General features: G+C 72.1%; 3 protein-coding genes. 2 read left to right on the top strand and 1 reads right to left on the bottom strand.

Annotated features, from left to right (window positions below):
• Window positions 1-39 precede the first annotated feature (39 nt).
• Window positions 40-1602 (bottom strand): transporter, encoded by a 1563-nt coding sequence (locus tag ACFQ8C_RS36650; RefSeq protein ID WP_383466243.1) that lies wholly within the window; start codon window positions 1600-1602, stop codon window positions 40-42.
• 927 nt (window positions 1603-2529) lie between these two features.
• Between ACFQ8C_RS36650 and ACFQ8C_RS36645 the strand changes: the two genes are divergently transcribed.
• Window positions 2530-3516, top strand: a complete 987-nt coding sequence (locus ACFQ8C_RS36645; RefSeq protein WP_383466241.1) for an esterase/lipase family protein — start codon at window positions 2530-2532, stop codon at window positions 3514-3516.
• 24 nt (window positions 3517-3540) lie between these two features.
• A partial coding sequence (locus ACFQ8C_RS36640) for a transposase (RefSeq protein WP_383466239.1) occupies window positions 3541-4248 on the top strand: 708 nt, incomplete at its 3' end.

Here is a 4248-nt window from a genome sequence, read left to right as displayed (position 1 = left end):
GGGCCGCGGCCCGGCCCGACCGCCTCGCGTGGGCTCAGTTCACCGCCGTGCCGGACTCCCGTCCGCGACGGGCACGGTCGCCCCGCGGTCGCGCACACTGCCGAGCCAGCCGAACAGGAACCCGGCGGGAATGGTGACGAGACCGGGGCTCACCAGTCCGGTCCAGTGGAAGTCCTCGCCGGGGAGGATCGCAGCGGGCGAGCCGGAGACGAGCGGGGAGACGGCGAGCAGGGCGAAGGTGAGCAGCCCGGCACCATAGAGCGCCCAGAGCGCGCCGCGCGCGGTGAAGCCCCGCCACAGCACCGCGTACGTCAGCACGGGGGCGACGGTCGAGGCGGCCAGGGTCATGGCCAGGGTGGAGAGCACGAGCAGGTTCCAGTCGGCGGCCGGTACGGACACGGCGATGGTGACCGCACCGACCAGAGCCGCCGCCCACCGCGCGTGACGCTCCTGTCGGGGGAGAGGCGCCACGCCGGCCTGAGGGCGTCGTGGTGACAGGTCACGGACCACCGAGGTCGCTGCCGCGAGCATGACGTCGGCGACCGTGGCCAGGGCGGTGAGGAACACCACGCTGAAGACGGCCGACACGAGCAGCCCCCGGGTGTCCATCTCGGCGGCGATCAGAAGGAGTGACATGCCGCCGGTGGGATCGGCCTTGCCCAGTGCCGGGCCCCCGATCACGGCGGCCGCGCCGAGGCCGACGACGAGGAGCAGGGCCGAGACGACCAGCATCTGACCGACGGCCCAGCGCATGGCCCTGCGCGTCCCCCGGCCGCCGGGCGCCGCGAGGACCCGCATGGTGGTGTGCGGCAGGCAGCACATCGCCAGCGCCAGCGTGAGGAACTGGCCGAAGCGGTTCGCCACGGCCATGGGCCCGTCGCCGTACTGGTTGCCCGGGCCGAGAAAGGCCTCGCCCAGGGCGCTCCCCGACGACGCCGCTCCGAGCAGCCGGTCGGGATTCCACGCGAAGCGGTCGAGTACCAGGGCGGCTGCGGCCGCCAGCACCACGACCAGGACGACCACCTTGACGAGCTGGACGCGGGCGGTCCCGACCACGCCGCCGCTGACCGCGAGCGAGACGACGAGGCAGCCGATCACGAGGATGCACGTGGACTTCGCCGCGCTGCTGGTCAGGCCGAGCACGAAGGCCGACAGGGACCCGATGGCGGCCAGTTGCAGCACCAGGAACGGAAGACAGACGAACAGGGTCGCCAGGCCGAGGGCCACGCGGACGGACCGGCCGGGCAACCGGTGGGCGAGCGCGTCCCCCACCGTGTAACCGCCGGTCCTCCGCAGGGGTTCGGCGAACACCAGGGCCAGAAGCACCACCCCCACGACGACGCCGAGGGAGAGCATCATGCCGTCGTACCCCGTGAGGGCGACGAGTCCGACGAGCGCCATGAGGGTCACGGCGGACAGGGTCGTGCCGCTGATGACGAGTCCGCTGCGCAGGGCCGAGTCCCCGCGCTCGCGGGAGGGGAACATCGCGGCGTCGTCGTCACCGGCGCCGCTGATGACCCACAGGCAGCAGCACAGGCTGAAGAAGACGGCGAACACCACGAAGAAGGAGTCCGGCAGGTCGAAGGAAACCGACGCGGTCACGGTGCCTCCCGGCGGGTGTGTGCCTGCGGGGCTCGACGGGGTCGGGTGACGGATCCGATCGGCCGCATCATCTCCCGCTCATGTCCGACCAGCACCCAGATCAGCAGAGGGACGTGCAGAAGGAGAAGGACGAGACCGACGGACACGTTTCCGGCGGCCCGTTCGGACAGCACGTCCGGATCCACGGCCGCGACGGCGGCCAGCAGCAGGTAACCGAGGAACGCGCGGCCGGCCCACCTGCCGCCCACTCGACCGACAGCGTCGTGCGGTTCGGGCGGAAAGGCGCCGGGAGAGGGGAAGTCCGTCGGCTCCGGCGGCGGATCGTGGTGCGGGCGGCCGGGATAGGTCAACGCGACTCCAAGAGCGAAGCGGGGACGGGGAGGCGGCCGGACAACGCGACGGCCGACCGTTCACGGGCTTCCCGCGCGGCGACACGGCGCGCGCGAGTCGTTGCCCACGACCGCCGCAGCATGAGGCGCGGAAACGCGCGGAGTCCACCGGTGGGAAGCGCTCAGAGTGCTGCGGCGGCGAATTCTGTGGCCGCTCCCATACGGGAGCCGGTGCGTTGGGAAGGGGCCCAGGAGCCGACGGCTGCCCGGGCCCGGAGTCCACGGTCTGCCCGCGCGTGCGGGTGAAGAGGCGCCGAAGGCCCGGTGCGACGTGTCCGTCGCCGAGCAGCCGACCGGGGGTACCCGGGAAGGCGCCGCGATGTGAACCGTGGCTGCTTCGGCGGGCCGGTTTTGTGACCGGCCACACGATCGGAGGTCGAACCCGTCCGGCCGTGTGCGGAGGGTTGTCCGGCCGAGGTGACGCCGTGAAGGTGAGCCACCAGTCCGCTCGTCGCCACCTCTGGCACGTGCGAGACGTACGTCCTGGACGCGGCGGGACCGCTGTCCCACGGACGCCACCCCTCTCACAGGAGTCACCTTGAACATTCGGTCGAAGACCTCCCGGCGCTGGAGACTGAGCGCCCTCCCCGCAGTCCTGGCGGGCGTGGTCGCCGCCGCCCTGCTGGCCCCCGCCTCGCCGGCGGCCGCGGTCGACGCGCCCCCGCTGGAAACCCCCATCGCGACGCTCGACGCGGCCCTGAGCTGCCCCGGCTCGTTCCAGCACCCCGACCGCGAGCCCGTGCTCCTGGTCCACGGCACCAGCTCCACCGCCGACGAGTCCTGGGGATGGGGCTACGCCCCCGCCCTGCGGGCCGACGGCTACGACGTCTGTACCGTGACCCTGCCCAACAGGGCGATGGGCGACATCCAGGTGTCGAGCGAGTACGTCGTCCACGCGATCGACAAGATCAACGCCACGACCGGCCGCAAGGTCGACGTCATCGGCCACAGCCAGGGGCCCATGCAGATCCGCTGGGCGCTCAAGTGGTGGCCCGAGCTCCAGAGCAAGGTCGACGACGCGGTCCTCCTCGCCAACCCCGGCCACGGACTCGGCGGCGGCAACCTCCTCTGCGTCGCGCCGTGTGCGCCCGCGCTGCACCAGTTCAGCGTCGGTTCCGACTTCCTCGCCGCGCTCAACGAGGGCGACGAGACCCCCGGGGACGTCTCGTACACCAGCCTTTACAGCTTCTTCGACGAGGCCATCGTGCCGCACGCGACCTCGCCGCTGAGCGGCGGCACCAACATCTCCATGCAGAGCGTGTGCGCGGGCAGGGTCGTCACCCACTTCAGCTTCCTGTACGACGCCGTCGGCTACAAGCTGGTCCTTGACGCGCTCTCGCACCCTGGCACGGCCGACCCGCGCCGGCTGCCGTTGGGCAAGTGCCTCGACGTCAACCTTCCCGGCGTGCTGCCCTCCGAGGCCGTCGCGGCCACGGCGGTCGCCGTCGCGAACCTGAGCGGGGAAGTCCTCAACGCCACCAAGACGCAGAACGAGCCTCCGCTGCGGGCCTACACCCAGTCCTGACCCATCTGTAACCGGAACGGTCCTGTGCCGCGCACGCGGCGCAGGACCGTTCTGCCATGCGGTCTGATCGCTGGTGGAGGCTTGTCGTCGACCGACGCCCAGCGGAAGAGAGCCGGACCGTTGCTGCCTGAACGGACACCGAAGCGGGGAGGGCGGTGGCGGGATCGCCGGAGAGGGATCGACGTGATCGCGTTCGAGCACCGCACCGGCATGCCGCGGATGTACCTGCCCGAGCGCTTCGGCCCCCGGAGTGGCGTCCACGATCGTCCGCGGGAAGCGGGTCGAGGACGGGACCTGCGAGAAGGTCCGTGTCATCGTGCGGGTCCACCGACACGCCGCCGGGCCTGTCAGCACGGGCTCCGGAGGGGGAGCCGGACCGCCCCACGCGAGAAGCGAGGACGATCCGGCCGTACCCGGCCTTCGGCCGCGAGGCGTACAAGCGGCGCACCACCGTCGAGCGGTGCATCGACAAGCGCAAGCAACGGCGCGGGTCTGACCACTCGATACGCGACCGCCGCCGTCCACCTCGCCGGACTCCGCAGTGCCGCCCTCCACGTCTGGTCGGCGAGACGACCCGAAGGAATCGGTCCAGCCCCTCTCTCGGAGGCCGGTCCTCCATTCCCGCTCGGACCAGGTCGAGTGAGCGACGTGCCCACGCGTCGGCCAGGGGACGGCGCGTGGTGGCACCCGGGCCGGGATCTCCTGCCTGGCGCCTGCCGCGGACAGCGGAAC

The sequence above is a fragment of the Streptomyces sp. NPDC056503 genome (genome assembly GCF_042794995.1).
Lineage (GTDB): Bacteria > Actinomycetota > Actinomycetes > Streptomycetales > Streptomycetaceae > Streptomyces.
This window is presented reverse-complemented; position numbering and strand designations above follow the sequence as displayed.